This window comes from Curtobacterium sp. VKM Ac-2861 (assembly GCF_013204965.1).
GTDB lineage: Bacteria > Actinomycetota > Actinomycetes > Actinomycetales > Microbacteriaceae > Curtobacterium.
Window position 1 is genome coordinate 279,967 of the sequence record NZ_JABMLA010000002.1, and the last position, 19,509, is coordinate 299,475.

Below are 19,509 nucleotides of genomic sequence, written 5' to 3' on the forward strand. Positions count from 1 at the left end.
CAGACTACCGCCCGACGGTGTCGTCACCCGCGACGGTCGGCTCCTGCCGCTGCCCTGCCGTGGATGTCGAGCCCGTCGTCCGGGCCTGGTGCCGGGCCATGGAGATCCCGCCGATCACCGACAGGAGCGCCACCACGACGGAGCCGACGACGAACGGCCCGAGTGCGTAGCCGGCCGGGAAGACGAGGAGCTCGGTCACGTCGCGGCGGATCGCCGCGTACCCGACGGCGCCGACGCCGAGCATCACCAGGTAGGCGGTCGCGGCGGCGACCAGGCCGGTGACACCGGGGTTGCCCTCTCGCGCGCCGACCGCGGTCGCGAGGAACACCACCACGGCGGCGCCGATCACCATGGCCGGGCCGAGGTACGGGGTCGCGTCCGGCTGCGCGATCGCCTCGACGTCGGCGAGGAGCGCTTCGAACCCCGCGACGGCGACGACGAGCGCGATGAAGAGGACGGACGTCATCGTCGCGATCAACCACCGGGACATGAGGTGATCGTATCGCCGACGGGACGGTCAGCGGGTGGCTTCGGTCCGCTCCGCGTGGTCGGCACCTTCGGTGGCGCCTGCGCTGTCCGCGCCGTCCGCACGCTCCACGTGCCCCTGGGCTGCGGCGACCAGGGCCAGTGCGATCGTCGCGGTGATGATCGGGACGGTCTCGGTCATCGGAGCGACCTGCGTCGTGCTGGTGGTCGGTGCGGCCTGGAGGCCCGGGGCTGCGTCCGCCCCGGAGGGCTCATCCGGCTCGTGGTCACGCAGGGCCGGGCCGATGATCGGCAGGACGCCGGTGGTGGACGCCGGCTCGGCGTGCAGGACGGTCGCCTCGGAGGCCGCCGGCTCGCCGCGCTTCGCCGCACGACGGGCGCGTCCCATCTTCACCAGGACGACCACGGCCACGATCGCCCAGATGCCGTTGACGATGGTCGACGGCACCGCGTGGTGCGCGGCCACGTTGACGGCGACGGCCAGCCCGCCGACGAGGTTGAAGAGCTGGTAGACCGGCCCGTTCGGGAGCTTCCCCGTGGAGAAGAGAATGTAACCAGCCAGCACGGTTACAGCGCCGAACCAACCAAGGAATTCCACGATTCCGACCAACACGCGCGACTCCGGGCACGACGGGAACGGCCGGTTCGAGCCGACCGTTCGAGAGGGAGATGAGCAGCCGCGATCGCGGCGTCGTGAGCATCGTACGCACAGCGACGGGTGTCGCGGAAGAGGGGTCGGCGTGGCGCGTCACACCCCAGTGGGAGGGGGTCGGATCAGCCCTTCGCGGAGGCCGCGGCTGCGGTGTCAGCACCCGCGTCAGGGGACCGGTCGAGCACGTAGATCGATCCACCGAAGGTCCATGAGCTGCTGCTGCTTGCAGTGCCGTCGTCCCCGCTCTTCTCTGCAGACGAGACGGTCGTGATCAGGAACAGTCGATCGCCACCCTGGACTCCCTTGACGAACTGCAGCGCCTGGTCGAACGAGCCGTCGACCGCGACGGTGACGGGGATCACCGAGAAGTTCTCGCCGGTGACCGCCGCGTCCGTGACGAGGCTCGGCGCCTGCGGGGCGGACGGCGCCGCTCCGGCCGTCGCGGACGGCGATGCCGACGGCGTTGCAGCGCCCTGCCCCGCAGCCGCGGGCTCCGCCGCGACCGCTGGCGAGTACGCCGTCGCGTCGCTCGCCGTGAACGACGACACCTGCATCCCGGAAGCCGCGGCGATGGTGTTGAGCTCGTCGATGAACGCCGACAGCCGAGCGGTGTCCGGCACCGAGGCCGCACGGGTCGACAGCTCGCGCTTCATGGCTGGCAGGTCCGCCGCCTGCTCGCGCAGGCGTGCGAGCTCGCTCCGGCTGGTGTCGTTCGTCTGCTCGACGGACGCCGTCTGGGTGTGCGCCGCAGCCGTCTGGGCGAGCTGCGGCTGGACCGCGAGGAAGAACCCGCCGACGGCGACGACAGCCATCGCGAGGACGGCGAGCAAGAGGCTCAAGCGATTGTGAGACATGATCAGTCCTTCTTCGCGTCGTCGGCGGCGTACCGGCCGTCGAACGACTTCTCGTCGAGGTGGATGGTCATGTTGACCGCGTACCCGCCGCCGTCCTGCGACCGCGCGACCGAGTTGGCGTTCGCATCGACGAACCCGGCGACCCCGCCGACTGCGGTCAGCCAGTCCGGGATCGAGGGCAGGGCGTCGCTGGTGGCGTCGAAGGTGAGTGTCGCGATGCGTTGCCCCTGCAGCGGGTCGTCCGACTGCGCGTAGGCTTCCTCGGCTCCGGCGGAGTCGATCGTCAGTCCGGTGATCTGCACCCCGGCCGGCAGTCTCGAACGCACCGACGCGAGCGTCGTCGCCCAGTCGATCTCCGTCGACCCGCCGACCGTCTGCGCGCTCTGCAGCAACGCGCTCTCGGACTCGGTCGCACGGACGTCCCGGTACTGGCCCTGTTGCTTGGCGAGCGTCGCCGTCTCGCTCTGGGCCGCGGCAAGGTCCTGCTCGGCAGACATGCGGTCCGTCATCGCCCACGCCGTCGCCAGTCCGACCGCGATCGCGACGACCAGCACGCCCGCCCACGCGCGCCGGACCGTTGCGCGCTGCCGCCGCCTGACGTGGACCTCGACGGGGAGCAGGTCCACACGCGGCGGTCCTCCGACCACCAGGACACGCGACTTCGCGCCGGCTCTCGCCGTGTGGGGAGCGGCGTCTGCACTGCGGCCGGGAGTCGCCCGGAAGGGGCGCCGTCGGTCGGTCGAGGTGGTGTCGATCATCTTGGTCATGCTGCTCGGCCTCCGACCGCGAGGCTCCAGGCGACCGAGATGGAAGCCGACCGCTCCCGGAGGAGCTCCGGGGTGATGCCCCGTGCCGTCCGAGCGGACACGAAGGGGTCCCCGACGGCGACCGGCAGGCCGGAGACGTCGCCGAGGCTCTCCCGGAAGCCGGGGAGTGCCGCACCGCCGCCGACGAGCACGATTCCCCGCACGACATCGGCAGGCCGGGTGTTGGCGTAGTAGGTCACCGTGTTCCGCACACTGGCGAGCAGTTCGCCGACGGTCTCACGCGTGACGGCCACGGCACGGGCATCGTCCGGCGTCTGCGCTCGACCGACCAAACCGAAGTGCCGCTTGATCGCCTCGGCTTCGGCGAGGGTGACCTCGAGCCGGGTGGCGATCGTCTTGGTCACGTGGTCGCCACCCGTCGGGATGATGCGCACGAACGTGGGCACCCCGTCGTTGGCGATCACGACCGACGTCGTGTTGCCGCCGCAGTCGACGATCGCGACCGTTCCGGCGCCGTCGACCCGGGGCGCCAGGACCCGTGACAGGGCGAACGGGATCAGGTCGACACCCACCGGGCGCAGTCCGGCCAGCTCCGCAGCGCGGACGTTCGCGAGGACCGCGTCCTTGATCGCGGCGACGAGCAAGCCGTGCACGACCGGTCCGGACTCGCCGACACCCTCGGACACCGGGTAGAAGTCGAGGATCGCGTCGACGACCGGGACGGGGAGCATGTCCTGGACCTGGAATGGGAGCGACTCGCGGATCTGCGCGAGCGGCGCCTTCGGCACGGTGAGGTCACGTGAGAGGACGCGCTGGTTCCCCATGCCCAGGACGACGTCCTTGGTCCGGAAGCGGCCGATCGACCAGAGTTCGCGGAACGCCGCCGCGACCGTGTTCGCCTCGAGGACCTCGCCCTGCTTCGTCGCGTCCTTCGGGACTGGCACCTCGGCGACACGGACGATCGTCGGGTTCGCCTTCGCGGCGTCGGCGACCTCCACCGCGCGGATCGACTCGGCACCGATGTCGATGCCGACGATGTTCTTGGTCATGTCGTGTTCCTTCTGGTCGAGCCGGGCTCGGTGGGGTGTCAGCCCGGCTCGTCAGGCGAGACCGAGGAGTCGGAGGTAGGCGTTCCAGATCGGGGCCCCGAAGAACGCGCCCACCCACGCGCCGAGGAGCATCCACGGGCCGAACGGGATCCCCGTCGAGCGACCCGCACGCCTGGTCAGGAGGAGGACGATCCCGAAGGTACCGCCGAGGAGGAACGCTCCGAAAGCACCCACAGCGAGGGGTCCCCATCCGAGGTACGCCAGCAGGAGCCCCAGGGCACCGGCGAGCTTCACGTCCCCGAATCCCATCCCCCGCGGTGCCGCGATCGCGAGGACCAGGTACACGCCACCGAGGATCACGAGACCGAGCAGCCCGCGGAGCATCGCAGCCCAATCGCCGGTCAGGACGCTCGAAGCGGCGAGCAGCACGACCAGCACCGGGTACATCGGCAGGACGATCCGGTTCGGCAACGTGTGCGTGTCGATGTCGATGAGCGCCAACGCGACGCTCACCGCCATGACGAAGAGCAGGGTGCCGAGCAGGACCGTCTGGCCTGCGATGACCGCACCGGGCGCACCGGCCTGCGGCAGGAATCGGACGACCACCGCGACGAACAGCACCGCCGTCGATGCTTCGACGACCGGGTAGCGGACCGAGATGGGTTCAGCGCAGTCACGGCACCGGCCACGGAGCACCAGCCAGGACACCAGTGGAACGTTGTCGAACCCCCGGATCGAGCGCCCGCACTTCGGGCACGCGGACGCGGGCGCGACGACGGACATGCCGGCCGGGACCCGGTGGACCACGACGTTGAGGAACGAACCGACCGCGAGCCCGAAGACCGCTCCGAACGCAGCGACGAACGCTGCGAGGGCCGGGACTGCGCTGATCACGAGATCGGCGCTCCGTTCGAGTCGTACGCCGTCTTCGACTCGACCTGGGTGGCGACGCGGTACGTCGTCACGGTCGGCTGCGGGAACTTCGGAGGCGTGTAGGTCGCCAGGCTCGAGTCGAACGTGTACGCCTTCGTGTAGCCCTGCCCGCTCGCCAGACCGACCGCGCCGCGGAAGTTCTGCGCGATCGATCCCTTGACCGTGAGGGTCCCCCGGCCGTTCGACGAACCCCGTGTCCAGTTCTGCACGACGAACGTGCCGGTGTTCGAGAGGATCGCTGCGTCGATCTCGCGATCGTTCGACAGGATGGCCGCGTTGTTCGTGTTGACCGGGTTCCACACCCAGACCGCACGCTGGCCGATCAGCCCGAGGACGGTGGAAGCCGACCGGGTCGTCGGATACCGGATGTCACCGGTGACGTAGAGGTAGTTCTCGGCAGCGATGGTGACCGCCTTGTCGACCGTGCCCTGCACGAACGCGTCGCCGCGATCGCAGCCGTACGGCGCCGTCACGGACGTGCCGCCGCCAGCGGTGGGGTCGGTCTCGGAGTTGCTCGCCGACGATCCGACGAACGGGAAACCGACGCCGTTCGGCTTCAGGGTGGTCGCGGTGCTCGCGGCCGAGGTCGCATCACACGCCGTCGCGACGTTCTTGAGGGTGGCGTTGCCCTTCCAGTAGTTCGGGTCAGGCGTGGTCCCGGCCGCACGTGCACTCGGCTCGTTCTGCACGAAGATCAGGTTGTTCTTCGGGATCGTGACCCGAGCCCCGCTGGCGCTCCGGAGGTCGGTGGGAGCACCGCACTTGGCCGCGGCTGCCGACGTGTCATTGTTCACACCGGTGATCTGCGCCCCCGGTGTCGCGGTCGCTCCGGTGACCTGCGTCGCGATCGTCATCGGCGAGCGCACCGTCATGGTGCCGTCACCGTTGAACGTGATCTTCGTCGGCCCGGTGTAGATGCAGCCGGCTCCCTCGACGGTGCTGGTGGTGCTGGCCAGGTCGGAACGCGTGTAGTCGCGCAGGTCACCGATCGTGGCCGGCGGGGTCAAGGTCGACGACGTCGTCGGGTTCGAGGCGTACCGGCCGAGCGTGCACCCGCTGCTGCTCACGCCGTAGACGCTCTGGACCGTGCTCTTGAACTGCGCGCCGCACACCTTGAGCTGGTCGTTCGAGCGCACCGGCCCCTCGAGCACGTCGCCGCCGCCGAACTGGATCTGGTCGCAGGTCGACGACGTCGCAACCGGTCGGTACACCGAGGTGCACGGCAGCGTGCCGACGCCCTTCTCGTTCGTGACGGTCGGGTCGCCGGACTCGAAGTTGGTGAAGTAGAGGTAGTTCGAGAACCCGTCCGGCCGAACGTTGGCGACGACAGTCCTGGTCGTCGTGCCGGAGCGTCCGGTCGACTGCACCCGGATCACACCCTGCGAGGAGAGCTTGCTGTTGTCGACGGCATACCGGAACGACGAGTCGCCGGCGGAGCCGTCTCCGGTGGGAACGGACACCCACTGCTGACCGGACTGGTAGTTGAATGCCGCGTTGCCGCCGGTGCCCTTGCTGAAGGTACTGCTCGACGCGGCGCTGAACGGTGCGCTCGACTGCCCGTAGTTGCCGTACGTGTTGTCGGCGTTGAGCCGCGACTGGTAGTCGGCGACGCCGGCGTACGCGGCTGCGATGGCCCGGTTCCACGACCGGTCCGTCGAGGTGACCCTCGCGCCGGACGTCGCGATCGCGACCATCGTCGCGACCAGGATCATCACGACCATGCCGATCCCCACGACGGCGACGAGGGCGACACCCCGCTCGTCGTCCCGGGAACGGATCACGTGGAGGAGTCGGATCACGAGGAGGCTCCCATCACGATGTTCGGCATGCTGGCCCTGTTGGTCAGGGTCACGGCGTTCGGGTCCGTCGTACTCGACCCGACCGTCAGCGTCACGCTCACCGAACGGATGTTCGGCAGGTCCGTCACCGCGACCGGCGACGCCAGCGTTCCGAGCACGTTGTTCGACGCGTCGGTGAACGAGAAAGCGACGCTGTTCACTGCTGAGGACACCAGCGTGCGTTTCGACGTCGGAGACGACGGCAGTGTCGCTCCGAGGGCGAGGGGGAACGAGAAGTACGAGGAGTTCCCGGACACCGCGGTGCCCTTCCACGTCGTCTCGGTGATCCGCTTCGTCGCCGGGTCGAGCGTCAACTGGACCTGGACTGGCTGGGAGAGCGTCGAGTCGAGGTTCACGTACGCGAAGAACCGGATCGACGTCGCGCTCGCGTACTGGAAGGCGAACTGCGAGTCGTCGCCGGTCGGCACCGGATTGTCGGTCGCAGCGCGGAGCACGCGGCCCATCTCGTTCATCGCCGTCGAGGCCGCTCGGGTGTTCTGACTGATCGAGCTCGCCGTCACGGAGGCCTTCTGGGACGCGACGAGGAACGAGCCCGCGATCGTCAGCACGAGGAGCGAGAGACTCATGCCCACGATGAGCTCGACGAGCGTGATACCCCGTTGGTCGGTGCGGGCGCGGTCGAGGACTCGGCGGATCCTGCCGATCACGAGGTCGGTACCGTTCGCGGGTCGAGCGTCACGACGTTGCCGCTCGAGGAGACCTTGAGGTTCGACACGTTCGGGTTCGAGGCGATGGTCTGCGTGTTGCTGCTCAACACGCCACCGAGCACGGTCGTCCCGCGCAGCGTCCAGGTTCCGAACGGCAGCGCGATCGTCGTCGCGACGGACGGGCTCATACCGGTGAACGTGTACGTCGTCGACGGCGCACACCCAGGATCGCCGTTGGTCACCGCCGCCGTGTTCTTGACCGTCGCGACGAGGACGGTGTCCACGCCGCCCATCTTCACGTCGAACACCCCCATGGGAGCGCGCGCGGTCGCGGTGAGCGCGGTCGTCGGGTTGTACCCGGGCGTAGAGCCGTCGGCCCCGTTGAAGATGTTCGGCGACGTCGTCAGGTTGCTCGCCGTGGGCCACGCCGTCGGGTCGACGTCCTTGCACGTCGAGGTGTAGGCGCCAGCGATCGCGGTCCACTGGTACGGGAAGAGCACGGTGGACGTGGTGGTGAACGTCTTCACCGTGTCGTCGTAGCGGTAGGTCATCGGGAGCGACGTCGGCAGCTTCGCTGTGACGCCGTCCTTGAGGTTCAGCGGCGCACCGGCCGTGACGGTGATCGCCTGGTCGTAGAGGAAGGTCGCGTTGCCGACGCCACCGGCGGTGGTCGCCACCGACGACGACGGAGCGGTGGCGCCGTCCTTGTCGATGTTCCCGGCCTTCGCGATCGTCACCTTGTAGGTTCCCGGAGTGACCCCGACCGCGTAGCTGCACCCGTTCGTATCGGTCACCGCTGGCGGGTTCGACAAGCCGGTCGCACCGCCGGACACGGGCGTGATCGTCACGGCGACGCCGGAGTTCGGTCCGCCCGTCGCGGTCTGGACCCCGACCACGATCGTGGACGCGCTCGCGCTCGACACCGCGGCGGAAGGGGAGATCAGGGTGTCGAGCACGACGTTCTTCTGGCGCGGCGACGTCCCACTCGTCCAGGAGACGGTGATCGACACGCGCTTGTAGGCGAGGACCCCTGAGCCCGCGCCGCACGAGTTGTCGGAGCCGTCCGAGTTGATCCAGTTGGTGGTCTGCTTGATCGTGTAGGCCTGGTTGCCGACCGACTGCAGCGTCGTGTCGTCGTCGAGCGTGAAGACGTCCTTCGTGCTGCGTGCCGCGTCCAGCGCCTGGTTCGCCAGGTTGAGCGCCGCTTCGCGCGAACGGTTGTCCTGAGTGAGGTAGAGCGTGGAGACGATGCCCGCTGCGACACCCGCGGCGATCATCGCGAAGACGGTCATCGCGACCATCACCTCGATGATCGAGAAGCCCTCTTCGGACTCACGAGCCGCCCGGAGGCGGTCGACTATGCGCAGCAACACGTTCTGCCTCTCTGTCGGATCGATGGCTGTGACAACGGGCCGCGACGGTCGTCACGGCCCGTTGTCGGGGAGGGTCAGCAGGCGTCGCCGGTGACGACACCCGAGCTGTCGGAAGCGCAGAACTTGCCGGTGGTGGAGCTGACACCGACCACCTTGAAGGTCGGGGCCGCGGCGGAGCCACCGGTCGTGTAGACAATCGAGGTCGTGTTCCCGCTGAGGCTGGCACCGTTGGACTTCAGAGCATCGGTCAGCGCGGCCGAGGCGCTGTACGTACCAGCGGCAGGAAGGGAACCCGTCGACGACTGGATCGCCACCACAGCGGTCTTGAAGTTCGACACATCCGACTTTGCGCTGGAGTCCTTCGCGTTGTTCTGCACGCCCAGGTACACCGGGATGGCGATCGCAGCGAGGATACCGATGATGATCACGACGACGAGGAGCTCGATGAGCGTGAAGCCCTTCTCGTTCTCTTCGAGGAGACCCTTGCGGCGGGCGTTCAGCTTGCCCATGAGAGCGAAGTACATGGTGTTTCCATTCTTTCGGGAATGTGATGGGGAAAGTGTCCGGCTCTTGCTCGGCCGCCGGTGACGAGCGTATTCACACGAGGTTCGGTGCAGAATCCCGAGAACGGGGGTGATCGGGGGTGCGAAATACCCCCAGTACCGGGGGTGGAACAACACGGGCCACCCCCGTCGGAGGGTGGCCCGTGTTGTTGGATCACTACTTGACGAGCGACGATATCTCGAAGATCGGCAGGTACAGGGCGACGATCATGCCGCCGACCACCACCCCGAGGAACCCGATGAGCAGCGGTTCGATCAACGAGGTCAGCGCTTCGGTCGATGCCTCGACCTCGTTGTCGTAGAAGACCGCGATCCGCTCGAGCATCAATTCCATCGAACCGGCGTCCTCGCCGACGGCGATCATCTGCGTCACCATCGTCGGGAACACTGATTCCCGCTCGAGCGGGGCGGCGATTGATTCCCCTTTCCGAACCGCTTCGGAAACGCGCCCCAACGCCTGCTCGACGACGAAGTTGTTCGACACCTGTCCGGCGATCTGCAATGCCTCGAGAATGGGGACGCCAGCTCCGATCATGTTCGACAAGTTGCGCGCGAACCGGGCCATCACGATCTTGCGGTTGAGTTGCCCGAACACCGGAAGGCGCATCCGGAGCGGATCGATCACCCGACGCACACGGTCGGTGTTCTTGTTCGCGCGCCACCAGAACCAGCCGACGACCACGGCGACCGCGAGGACCGGCCCGACGTACACCATCGCGTGCGACAGGTAGACGAGCATCAGCGTCGGCAACGGGAGCTGCCCGCCGAGCGACTCGAACATGCCCTGGAAGATCGGCACGATGAACACGAGCATGATGACGACCGCGGCCAGCGACATGCACAGCACGACCACCGGGTAGGTCATCGCCGACTTGATGGTCGAGCGGAGCTTGTGCTCCTTCTCGAAGTTCGTGGCGATGGAGTCCATGGCCTGGTCGAGGAACCCGCCGGTCTCCCCCGCACGGATCATGTTGATCATGATCGGCGGGAAGTCGACCGGGAACTTCGCCACCGCGTCGGAGAACGAGACACCGCGTTCGACGTCGTCGCGGACCTTGCCGAGGATGTCCTTGAGCTTCTTGTTCTCGGTCTGGTCGGCGAGGATCGACAGCGCGCGCAGCAGCGAGAGGCCCGAGGTGAGCATCGTCGAGGCCTGCCGCGACATGATCGCGAGGTCCTTGAGCCCGACGCCCTTCTCGAAACCGGGGATCTTGATCTCGGTCTGCAGGCCGGTGCCGGCCTTGGACTCCGTGATCGCGATCGGCGAGACACCCATGCCCCGGAGCCGCTGGACGGCCGCTCCTTCGGACGAGGCGTCGAGACGGCCCTTGACGAGCTTGCCGGCACCGTCGCGCCCGCGGTAGTCGAATGCGAGGGACATCAGTAGCCTCCGGAGAACTTGTCGCCGAAGTCGATCCCGCTGGCGGCGATCGCGGCGGCCGAGGAGTCGGACGGGGACTCGACACGCTGCACCAGCCGGTCGAAGCCCTCTTCGTCGTGCACCTTGTCCATCGCGGCCTTGCGCGAGATCGTGCCGACGTTGACCAGTTCGGCGAGGTCCTGGTCCATGGTGTGCATGCCGAGATCACGCCCGGCCTGCATGGCCGAGGTGATCTGGTAGGTCTTGCCTTCGCGGATCAGGTTGCCGATGGCGGGGGTGATCGTCATGATCTCGGTGGCGACGACCCGGCCGACACCGTTGGCCTTCGGCACCAGGGTCTGACAGACGACGCCCTGCAGGGTCGCCGCGAGCTGCGTGCGGATCTGGCCCTGCTGGTGCGGCGGGAAGACGTCGATGACACGGTCGATCGTGCCGGGGGCGCTCTGCGTGTGCAGGGTGGCGAACACCAGGTGACCGGTCTCCGCCGCCGTGAGCGCGACCGAGATGGTCTCGAGGTCGCGGAGTTCGCCGATCAGGATGACGTCGGGGTCCTGACGCAGCACGTGCTTCAGTGCGGCGGCGAAGGAGTGCGTGTCGGCACCGACCTCGCGCTGGTTGATGATCGCCTTCTTGTGCTCGTGCATGAACTCGATCGGGTCCTCGACCGTCACGATGTGGTCGGCACGGCTCTCGTTCACCAGGTCGATCAGGGCGGCGAGGGTCGTCGACTTGCCGGAACCGGTCGGGCCGGTGACCAGGACGAGTCCGCGGGGCAGGCCGGCGAAGTCGCCGACGTGCTCGGGGATGCCGAGCTGCTTGAGCGTCTTGATCTTGGTGGGGATGATGCGGAAGGCCGCGCCCCAGTTGCCGCGCTGCTGGTAGAAGTTCACGCGGAAGCGGTACTCCGGCGACAGCGAGTACGCGAAGTCGAGTTCCTGCTCCTGGTCGAACTGGCCGGCCTGCTCGACCGACAGCATCGTCTTGAGTGCGGCGATGACCTTGCCGCGCGACCACGCACCCCCGGGGACCGCGGGACGGAGCGAGCCGTCGACGCGGACGGTGGGCGGGGCGTCGGCGGTGACGTGCAGGTCGGACGCGCCTTGGTACACGACCTGGGCGAGCGCGGTGATCAGGTCGGGGTCGGCGACCTCGCGCGCGTGGCGCGAGAACTCGATGTCGCCGCCGATCGTGGCGGTCGGTGCCGGGGCGCCAGCCGTGGGGAGCTGCTGCGTCGGCGCCTCGGCGTAGCCGTAGGTCGCGATCGACGACGGCACCCCGGCGGGCGGCGTCGCCGGAGCGGCGAGCGGCTGCGCGACGGGCACGGCGACGGGCGACCCGGACGGTGCCGGCCATCCGGCGGTGTCGTCCCCGAGGTCGTACACCTGCTCCGGAGGGGCCGACGCTGCGGCGGCAGCCAGACGTGCTGCACGGCGGGAGCCCACCTCGGTGCCGGAGTTGCCCGGGTGCCAGCCGGCGACGGGTTCGTCGCCGGGGTGCGTGATGTCGTACACGGAGTCGGTCATCTGCTGCGCTCTCTCGTGACTACGCGACCACGCGCAGGATCTCGTCGACGCTCGTGAGACCGAGCTTGACCTTCTCGAAGCCGTCCTGGCGGAGCGTCAGCATCCCCTGCGCCTGGGCGACGCGGCTGATCTCGGCGCTCGAGGCGCGCGAGACGGCGAGGCGTTCGATCTCCTCGGTGACGGTCATGACCTCGTGCAGGGCGATGCGGCCGCGGTACCCGGTGTTCGAGCACACCGCGCAGCCGATGGGGGCGAAGAACGCCGGGACCTCGTCGCCGGGGCGCAGGAACCCGAGGGTACGGAGCTGTTCGGCCTCGTACACGGCGGGGGCCTTGCACCGGTCGCACAACCGTCGCGCCAGACGCTGGGCCACGACGGAGTCCAGCGCGGAGCCGACCAGGAAGGGCTCGATGTCCATCTCGGTGAGTCGGGTCACGGCGGAGGGGGCGTCGTTCGTGTGCAGGGTGGACAGCACCAGGTGGCCGGTGAGAGATGCCTCGATGGCGATCTGGGCGGTCTCGTGGTCGCGGATCTCACCGAGCAGGACGACGTCGGGGTCGGAGCGCAGGATCGAGCGCAGCGCCGAGGCGAAGGTCAGCCCGGCCTTCGGGTTGACCTGCACCTGGTTGATGCCGGCCATCCGGTACTCGACCGGGTCCTCGACCGTGATGACGTTGATCTCGGGCTTCGCGACCGCGTTCAGGGTCGTGTACAGCGTCGTGGACTTGCCGGAGCCGGTGGGCCCGGTGACCAGGATCATGCCGTACGGCTTCGAGTACGACCGCTGGTACGCCTGGAAGTTCTGCTCGAGGAGATTGAGGTCCTTGAGGGTCAGCGACGTGTTCGTGTTGTCGAGGATCCGCATGACCACCTTCTCGCCCCACACGGTGGGGAGCGTCGCCACGCGGAGGTCGATCTGGCGGCCACCGTGGCGGACCGACATGCGGCCGTCCTGCGGCTTGCGCCGCTCGGCGATGTCGATGTCGCTCATGATCTTCAGGCGGCTGATGACGCCGTTCTGGATGTTCTTCGGCGCCGGGGCCATCTCGTGCAGCACACCGTCGATGCGGTAGCGGATCCGGACCTCGTGCTCACCGGGCTCGATGTGGATGTCCGAGGCGTGGTCCTGGATCGCCTGCGAGACGAGCAGGTTCACGAAGCGGACGATCGGGACGTCGTCGAGGGCACCGTCGGCCAGGTCCACCTGGGCCGAGGAGCTGACCGAGGCTTCTTCTTCGAGCGACGAGGTCAGGTCGTTGAGCTCGTCGTCGGCACGCAGGTAGCGGTCGAGCGCGGTGAGCAGGTCGCGCTCGTCGACCTGGAGCGGCTTGATCGGCCGGCCGGACGCAGCGCGGGCGTCGTCGATCGCGAGCACGTTGGTCGGGTTGACCATCGCGAGGATGAGCAGCTCGCCCTCGAACCCGACACCGAGGACACCGTGGCGCCGGCAGAGCGCAGCGGGGAGGATCGAGACCGCGGTGCCGTCGACCGGGTAGTCGGTCAACGGGACGGTGCGGGAGTTGTTCGACGCCGCGCGGGCGGTGATGAACTGCGCCTCGCTCACGACGCCCTGGTCGACCAGGCCGCGGATCGCGCGCTCGTCCAGGTCCTCGTCGCCCGTCATCGAGTCGAGGTGCTCGATCGGCAGAGCGCCGTTCAGGATGAGGATCTCGGACAGGGTCGCCATGAGTCCTGTGCCTCCTTGGACTCGCGCGCGGCGAGACGTGGTCGGGATGCGCACCACCAGGGATGTGGCGCTCGACCACGCTACTTCTGCGACAGTCGTCGGCCGCAGTCCCAGAAGGAGGGGGCGGAGGGGGTCTGGATGCACCCAGAACTGGGGTCCAGGAGCCCCGCCACTGCGGTCAGAGCGACGTCGACGCGGTGACGTGGACCTCGCCGGCGACGAAGCCGAGACGTTCGTAGATGCGACCGGCTCCGCTCGGGTTCTCGGCGTCGACGTGGAGCACCGCCGCGGACAGGCCGTCGGCGCGGATCGCCTGCAGGGTCGCGTCGAGGACGATCGGCGCGAGCCCCGTCCCCCGTGCGGCACGGACGACGCCGACCCAGTGCACGTACCCGTACGAGCGGCCCCGCGCGGCGAACCCGTCGGGCTCGACCTCGACGATCGTGAACGCCAGGACGGTGCCGTCAGCGCCCACGACGACCCGCGACAGGTCCAGCCGGCTCTTGTCCGAGGTGAGGAAGCCCCGCCAGTCCGAAGCGACCATCGGCTGGGAACCCCAGTGGTCGCGGAAGGCGTCGTTCTTGGCCGTCCGGAGCGGTTCGATGTCGTCCGCGGTGACGGGCCGCAGGACGAACCCGTCCGCCAGCACGGGCACCCCGTCGGTGTCCGGACCGCGGTCGTCGAACACGACCTGCATGTCGAGCCAGGTGCGCACCGGCGCGAAGCCGTGGTGCGCCGCCAGCCGGAGCGCCGAGGACCCCTGGCGCCCACCGACGTCGAGCGTCGCCGGCAGATCGACGTCGAGCGTCGCCAGGCGTTGCCGTGCCCGGCCGACCTGCCATGCGAGCACCCGCCGTCCGATCCTCTGCCCGCGCAGGGAAGGGTGGACCGCCCCGTCGAGCACGGCGCGCGCAGCGGTGACGCGGGAGGGGACGTCGATGACGATGCCGTAGGCCTGCACATGCCCTCCAGCATCGACGCCCACCACGGTGTCCCTGGTGACGTCCAGCCCCTCGGTGGACAACGACCGTTCGAGGTCGGCTGTGGAGGGACGAGCGAGCGGGTCGTCGACCGCGGCCGACGCGACCGCGACGGCGTGCATCGCCCCGACGTCGTCGTGCGCGCCCGCGCGGAACGTCAGCCCGCCGATCGGCGTGGGGAACGAGAGGTGTGCCGGGGCCGTGATCCGTTCGCGCAGGGTCGCCATCCCTCCAGCCTGCCAGTTCCGCCGCGCGGCGAGACGCCACCGAAAGCCCCTCGACGAGCAGGCCCGACCGGGACCATGATGAGTCATGGACATCACGAGCGTGACCGTGGGGCTGCCCGTCACCGACATCGAGGCGTCCTGCCTCTGGTACGGCGCCGTCTTCGAGCGCACCGAACCGGACCTCGAACCCGAGGACGGTGTCGCCGAGTACGAGGTCGGCGGGATCTGGATCCAGCTCTACGAGGACGACTCCGCCGAGGAGAACCCCGTGAGCGTCCGGTTCGGCGTCGACGACGTCGGAGCCCAGCACGCGCGCATCGGCTCGCTCGGCATCGACATCGGACCGGTCGAGTGCGTCGACGGAGCCGTGAACTGGTTCGACGTCCGCGACCCCGACGGCAACGTCCTCAGCCTGTTCTCGCTCGTGGACGAGACCGGTCGCGGATCGGGACGCGACAACGGCGCGGACCGCGCGCTCTAGACGCACCCGGTCGCAGGCCGGGAGGCCCGTGGCGGCCTGGCACCGGGCCTCCTGTCCGCCACGTGGTGACGACACGACGAAGGCCCCGCCTCCTTGCGGAGACGGGGCCTTCGTGGGATCACATCAGACTCAGTTGTACGTGCCCGGCGTGAAGTCGTCCGACGAGAAGCTGTCGAAGTCGACGAAGCTCAGGTCGGCGTCCGAGAACGACGAGTCGTCCGCGAAGATGCGGTTGGGGTACCGCTCTGCCTTCGCTTCTTCCGTCGCGTTCACGTCCACGTCGCGGTACCGGCTGAGGCCCGTCCCGGCGGGGATGAGCTTACCGATGATGACGTTCTCCTTGAGGCCGACGAGGTGGTCCTGCTTGCCCTCCATGGCCGCCTGCGTGAGCACGCGGGTGGTCTCCTGGAAGGAAGCGGCGGACAGCCACGACTCGGTCGCGAGGGACGCCTTCGTGATGCCCATGACCTCCTGGCGAGCCGAGGCGGTCTTGCGACCCTCCTGCAGCGCCGCACGGTTCAGCATGTTGTAGCGCGACCGGTCGACGAGCTCGCCCGGCAGCAGGTCGGTGTCGCCGTGGTCGACGACGGTGACCTTGCGGAGCATCTGACGGACGATGACCTCGATGTGCTTGTCGTGGATCGGCACACCCTGCGAGCCGTAGACGTCCTGCACACCGTTGACCAGGTGCTTCTGGACCTCTCGGACACCCTTGACCCGGAGGACTTCCTTCGGGTCGACGGTGCCGGCGATGAACTGCTCGCCGAGCTCGACGTGCTGGTTGTCCTCGATGAGGAGCGTCGCACGCTTGAGCACCGGGTAGATGAACGGCTCGTCACCGTTGTCCGGCGTGAGGATGATCCGACGACCCTTGTCCGTGTCCTCGACGACGACGCGGCCGGGGGCCTCGGCGATCGGGGACGCGCCCTTGGGCGTACGGGCCTCGAAGAGCTCCGTGACACGCGGCAGACCCTGGGTGATGTCGTCGGCCGAGGCCGAACCACCCGTGTGGAAGGTACGCATCGTCAGCTGGGTACCGGGCTCACCGATGGACTGCGCGGCGATGATGCCGACTGCCTCACCGATGTCGACCAGGTTGCCGGTGGCGAGCGAACGGCCGTAGCACTTCGCGCAGACACCGACGGCCGACTCGCAGGTCAGGACCGAGCGCACCTTGATGCTCTCGACACCGGCTGCCAGCAGCTTCTCGAGGAGCACGTCACCGACGTCCTCACGAGCCTCAGCGACGACCGTGCCCTTGGCGTCCACGGCCTCAGTGGCCAGGGTGCGCGAGTACACGGTGTTCTCGACGCGCGGGTCGCGGACCAGCTTGCCGTCCGCGTCCACGGTCGCGATCGGCAGCTCGAGGCCACGCGTCGTACCGCAGTCGTCCTCGCGGATGATGACGTCCTGCGAGACGTCCACGAGACGACGGGTGAGGTACCCGGAGTCCGCGGTACGGAGCGCGGTGTCGGCAAGACCCTTACGAGCACCGTGGGTGGCGATGAAGTACTCCGCCACGGTCAGGCCCTCGCGGTACGAGTTGATGATCGGGCGGGCGATGATCTCGCCCTTCGGGTTGTTCACCAGACCACGCATACCCGCGATGTTGCGGACCTGCAGCCAGTTACCACGAGCACCCGACGACACCATGCGGTTGATCGTGTTGTCGACGGGGAAGTTGTCCCGCATCTCCTGCGCGATCTCGTTGGTGGCCTCGGTCCAGATCTTGATCAGGTCGGCGCGACGCTCGGAGTCGGTGATCAGACCCTTGTCGAACTCGCCCTGCACCTTGGCGGCCTGGATCTCGTAGCCCGCGATGATCTCCTTCTTGCGAGGAGGCGTCACGACGTCCGACAGGGCCACGGTCACACCGGAGCGCGTGCCCCAGTAGAAGCCGGCGTCCTTGATCCGGTCCAGCGCAGCGGCCGTCTCGGTCTTGGAGTACCGCTCGGCGAGGTCGTTGACGATCGCGGACAGCACGCCCTTGTCGGTGACCTTCTGGACGAACGGGTAGTTCGCCGGGAGGGTCTCGTTGAAGAGCGCACGGCCCAGGGTCGTCTCGAGGAGGACGGTGTCGCCCTGCTCGTAGCCCTCGGGAGCTTCACCCTCGGCGAAGTGGACACCCGTCATGCGGATCTTCGCCATGGCGTTGAGGTGCAGCGTGTGCTGGTCGTTGGCCAGGATCGCCTCGGCGACCGAGGAGAACGCACGGCCCTCACCGACGGCGCCCTCGCGGACGGTCGTCAGGTGGTGCAGACCGATGATCATGTCCTGTGCGGGCAGGGTCACCGGACGGCCGTCGGACGGCTTCAGGATGTTGTTCGAGGCGAGCATCAGGATGCGGGCCTCGGCCTGGGCCTCCACCGACAGCGGCAGGTGCACGGCCATCTGGTCACCGTCGAAGTCCGCGTTGAACGCAGCACACACGAGCGGGTGGAGCTGGATGGCCTTGCCCTCGACGAGCTGCGGTTCGAACGCCTGGATGCCCAGACGGTGCAGCGTCGGCGCACGGTTCAGCAGCACGGGGCGCTCGCGGATGATCTCCTCGAGCACGTCCCACACCTGCGGACGCGAACGCTCGACCATGCGCTTGGCCGACTTGATGTTCTGCGCGTGCGACAGGTCGATCAGGCGCTTGATCACGAACGGCTTGAAGAGCTCGAGCGCCATCTGCTTGGGCAGACCACACTGGTGCAGCTTCAGCTGCGGGCCGACGATGATGACCGAACGGCCCGAGTAGTCGACGCGCTTGCCGAGCAGGTTCTGGCGGAAACGACCCTGCTTGCCCTTGAGCATGTCGCTCAGGGACTTCAGGGCGCGGTTGCCGGTACCCGTGACCGGACGTCCACGACGACCGTTGTCGAACAGCGCGTCAACGGCTTCCTGCAGCATGCGCTTCTCGTTGTTCACGATGATCTCGGGGGCACCGAGGTCGAGCAGGCGGCGGAGACGGTTGTTGCGGTTGATCACACGACGGTAGAGGTCGTTGAGGTCCGACGTGGCGAAACGGCCACCGTCGAGCTGCACCATCGGGCGCAGCTCCGGCGGGATGACCGGAACGACGCCGAGCACCATCGCTGCCGGCGAGTTGCCGGTGGCGAGGAAGGAGCTGACGACGCGCAGACGCTTGATCGCGCGGATCTTCTTCTGGCCCTTGCCCTCGGCGATCTGCAAGCGCAGCGCCTCGGCCTCGGCGGCCAGGTCGAACGCCTCGAGCCGGAGCTTGATCGCCTCGGCGCCCATGTAGGCGTCGAAGTAGATCCCGAACCGGTCCTGGAGCTCGTGGAAGACGGCGTCCTCGGGCTTGAGGTCGCCCACCTTGAGGTTGCGGAAGTCCTCCCACACACGCTCGAGACGGGTGATGTCCTCGTCGAACGACTTGCGGACCTGGGACATCTCCTTCTCGGCGGTGTCCTTGGTGCGCCGCTTGACGTCGGCCTTCGCACCCTCTTCCTCAAGGGCTGCGAGGTCGTCCTCGAGCTTCTTGAGGCGGTCGGCGATGATCGAGTCGCGCTGGCCCTCGAGGGTCTTGATCTCGAGACGCATCTCGTTCTCGAGACCGGGCATGTCCGCGTGACGGCCCTCTTCATCGATGTCGATGATCATGTACGCCGCGAAGTAGATGACCTTCTCGAGGTCCTTCGGCGCCATGTCGAGCAGGTACCCGAGGCGCGACGGGACGCCCTTGAAGTACCAGATGTGCGTGACGGGGGCAGCGAGCTCGATGTGGCCCATGCGCTCACGACGGACCGAGGACTTGGTGACCTCGACGCCGCAGCGCTCGCAGACGATGCCCTTGAACCGGACACGCTTGTACTTGCCGCAGGCGCACTCCCAGTCGCGGGAAGGACCGAAGATCTGCTCGCCGAACAGACCGTCCTTCTCGGGCTTCAGGGTGCGGTAGTTGATGGTCTCCGGCTTCTTGACCTCGCCGTACGACCACTGACGGATGTCCTCGGCGGTCGCGAGGCCGATCCGAATGGCGTCAAAGGAAGTTGCTTCGAGCAATGTTCTTCTCTCTTGCTTGATTCAGGCTTCGATGTA

The 19,509-nt window shown here is 68.2% G+C and carries 16 protein-coding genes; 1 reads left to right on the forward strand and 15 read right to left on the reverse strand.

Translation table 11 applies throughout. From position 1 onward, the window contains the following. Positions 1–4 precede the first annotated feature (4 nt). The 14 genes from HQQ88_RS06145 to HQQ88_RS06210 all read right to left on the reverse strand — a co-directional run bounded on the left by HQQ88_RS06145 (position 5) and on the right by HQQ88_RS06210 (position 14,981). The gene (locus HQQ88_RS06145; RefSeq protein WP_123293132.1) at positions 5–490 is read right to left on the reverse strand and encodes a DUF6121 family protein; all 486 of its coding nucleotides are present in this window, start codon (positions 488–490) and stop codon (positions 5–7) included. A gap of 27 nt (positions 491–517) precedes the next feature. Then, a complete protein-coding gene (locus HQQ88_RS06150) occupies positions 518–1,051 on the reverse strand; it encodes a hypothetical protein (RefSeq protein ID WP_123293130.1) in 534 nt (177 codons plus the stop codon). A gap of 209 nt (positions 1,052–1,260) precedes the next feature. Then, positions 1,261–1,992, reverse strand: coding sequence for a hypothetical protein (locus HQQ88_RS06155; protein ID WP_173168938.1), 732 nt, complete (start codon positions 1,990–1,992; stop codon positions 1,261–1,263). Between the two features lie 2 nt (positions 1,993–1,994). Continuing rightward, a complete protein-coding gene (locus HQQ88_RS06160) occupies positions 1,995–2,759 on the reverse strand; it encodes a hypothetical protein (RefSeq protein WP_173168939.1) in 765 nt (254 codons plus the stop codon). Further along, positions 2,756–3,808, reverse strand: a complete 1,053-nt coding sequence (pilM, locus tag HQQ88_RS06165) for a type IV pilus assembly protein PilM (protein WP_173168940.1) — start codon at positions 3,806–3,808, stop codon at positions 2,756–2,758. The genes HQQ88_RS06160 and pilM overlap by 4 nt, the downstream gene beginning before the upstream one ends. 51 nt (positions 3,809–3,859) lie before the next feature. Beyond that, the gene (locus tag HQQ88_RS06170; RefSeq protein ID WP_367916985.1) at positions 3,860–4,702 is read right to left on the reverse strand and encodes an A24 family peptidase; all 843 of its coding nucleotides are present in this window, start codon (positions 4,700–4,702) and stop codon (positions 3,860–3,862) included. Next, positions 4,699–6,540 carry a hypothetical protein gene (locus tag HQQ88_RS06175; protein ID WP_173168941.1) on the reverse strand — a complete coding sequence of 614 codons (1,842 nt, stop codon included), beginning with the start codon at positions 6,538–6,540 and terminating at the stop codon, positions 4,699–4,701. The genes HQQ88_RS06170 and HQQ88_RS06175 overlap by 4 nt, the downstream gene beginning before the upstream one ends. Next, positions 6,537–7,247, reverse strand: a complete 711-nt coding sequence (locus HQQ88_RS06180) for a type II secretion system protein (RefSeq protein WP_173168942.1) — start codon at positions 7,245–7,247, stop codon at positions 6,537–6,539. The genes HQQ88_RS06175 and HQQ88_RS06180 overlap by 4 nt, the downstream gene beginning before the upstream one ends. Continuing rightward, positions 7,244–8,620 carry a prepilin-type N-terminal cleavage/methylation domain-containing protein gene (locus tag HQQ88_RS06185; protein WP_173168943.1) on the reverse strand — a complete coding sequence of 459 codons (1,377 nt, stop codon included), beginning with the start codon at positions 8,618–8,620 and terminating at the stop codon, positions 7,244–7,246. Before HQQ88_RS06185 ends, HQQ88_RS06180 begins: the two co-directional genes overlap by 4 nt. A 74-nt stretch (positions 8,621–8,694) precedes the next feature. Then, positions 8,695–9,144 (reverse strand): type II secretion system protein, encoded by a 450-nt coding sequence (locus HQQ88_RS19840; RefSeq protein ID WP_301952675.1) that lies wholly within the window; start codon positions 9,142–9,144, stop codon positions 8,695–8,697. 196 nt (positions 9,145–9,340) lie between these two features. Further along, positions 9,341–10,564 carry a type II secretion system F family protein gene (locus HQQ88_RS06195; protein ID WP_173168944.1) on the reverse strand — a complete coding sequence of 408 codons (1,224 nt, stop codon included), beginning with the start codon at positions 10,562–10,564 and terminating at the stop codon, positions 9,341–9,343. After that, positions 10,564–12,087, reverse strand: a complete 1,524-nt coding sequence (locus HQQ88_RS06200) for a type IV pilus twitching motility protein PilT (RefSeq protein ID WP_173168945.1) — start codon at positions 12,085–12,087, stop codon at positions 10,564–10,566. The genes HQQ88_RS06195 and HQQ88_RS06200 overlap by 1 nt, the downstream gene beginning before the upstream one ends. A gap of 19 nt (positions 12,088–12,106) precedes the next feature. After that, positions 12,107–13,774 carry a GspE/PulE family protein gene (locus HQQ88_RS06205; RefSeq protein WP_111083486.1) on the reverse strand — a complete coding sequence of 556 codons (1,668 nt, stop codon included), beginning with the start codon at positions 13,772–13,774 and terminating at the stop codon, positions 12,107–12,109. Positions 13,775–13,952: 178 nt separating this feature from the next. Beyond that, positions 13,953–14,981, reverse strand: a complete 1,029-nt coding sequence (locus tag HQQ88_RS06210) for a GNAT family N-acetyltransferase (RefSeq protein ID WP_173168946.1) — start codon at positions 14,979–14,981, stop codon at positions 13,953–13,955. 85 nt (positions 14,982–15,066) lie between these two features. Between HQQ88_RS06210 and HQQ88_RS06215 the strand changes: the two genes are divergently transcribed. Continuing rightward, entirely contained in the window at positions 15,067–15,462 is a 396-nt protein-coding gene (locus tag HQQ88_RS06215; protein WP_123671416.1) for a VOC family protein, read from the forward strand. A gap of 129 nt (positions 15,463–15,591) precedes the next feature. Here HQQ88_RS06215 and rpoC read toward each other — a convergent pair whose 3' ends face one another. Then, positions 15,592–19,473: a DNA-directed RNA polymerase subunit beta' gene (gene rpoC / locus HQQ88_RS06220; RefSeq protein ID WP_111083489.1), complete on the reverse strand. Its 3,882-nt coding sequence runs from the start codon at positions 19,471–19,473 to the stop codon at positions 15,592–15,594. Positions 19,474–19,509: the final 36 nt, after the last annotated feature.

Excerpts from the sequence above, each read along its gene's own strand:
- HQQ88_RS06145 (WP_123293132.1), bottom strand. The coding sequence starts at position 490 with ATGTCCCGGTGGTTGATCGCGACGATGACGTCCGTCCTCTTCATCGCG.
- HQQ88_RS06155 (WP_173168938.1), bottom strand. The coding sequence starts at position 1,992 with ATGTCTCACAATCGCTTGAGCCTCTTGCTCGCCGTCCTCGCGATGGCT.
- HQQ88_RS06160 (WP_173168939.1), bottom strand. The coding sequence starts at position 2,759 with ATGACCAAGATGATCGACACCACCTCGACCGACCGACGGCGCCCCTTC.
- pilM (WP_173168940.1), bottom strand. The coding sequence starts at position 3,808 with ATGACCAAGAACATCGTCGGCATCGACATCGGTGCCGAGTCGATCCGC.
- HQQ88_RS19840 (WP_301952675.1), bottom strand. The coding sequence starts at position 9,144 with ATGTACTTCGCTCTCATGGGCAAGCTGAACGCCCGCCGCAAGGGTCTC.
- HQQ88_RS06195 (WP_173168944.1), bottom strand. The coding sequence starts at position 10,564 with ATGTCCCTCGCATTCGACTACCGCGGGCGCGACGGTGCCGGCAAGCTC.
- HQQ88_RS06200 (WP_173168945.1), bottom strand. The coding sequence starts at position 12,087 with ATGACCGACTCCGTGTACGACATCACGCACCCCGGCGACGAACCCGTC.
- HQQ88_RS06205 (WP_111083486.1), bottom strand. The coding sequence starts at position 13,774 with ATGGCGACCCTGTCCGAGATCCTCATCCTGAACGGCGCTCTGCCGATC.
- HQQ88_RS06210 (WP_173168946.1), bottom strand. The coding sequence starts at position 14,981 with ATGGCGACCCTGCGCGAACGGATCACGGCCCCGGCACACCTCTCGTTC.
- HQQ88_RS06215 (WP_123671416.1), top strand. The coding sequence starts at position 15,067 with ATGGACATCACGAGCGTGACCGTGGGGCTGCCCGTCACCGACATCGAG.